The 239-nt window shown below is 50.6% G+C and carries 1 pseudogene; it reads right to left on the bottom strand.

The annotated features are described in order from the left end of the window. Positions 1–239: pseudogene (locus ACSNOG_RS34010) on the bottom strand (hypothetical protein); the annotation flags it as partial.

The raw sequence follows: 239 nt of genomic DNA on the forward strand, positions 1-239 counted from the left end.
CCATAGTCCCCTTTAGGCTTACCTCCATTAGGTAAAGATGGATCTGTTAGTTTAGTACCACCTTTTCCCGTCCCCTCATCCTCCGACTTCTTACCGTCACCATCACCGCCACGATCACCGCTATCACAACCGCTACCGCTGCCACTACCACCACCATTACCGCCACTATTACCTCCACCAAGATCATCATGCTTTTTATTCAGGGGGCCTCTTCCCCTAATTCCAGCACGGTTGAGAAT

This window comes from Streptomyces sp. URMC 124 (assembly GCF_051386455.1).
Taxonomy (GTDB): Bacteria; Actinomycetota; Actinomycetes; order Streptomycetales; family Streptomycetaceae; genus Streptomyces.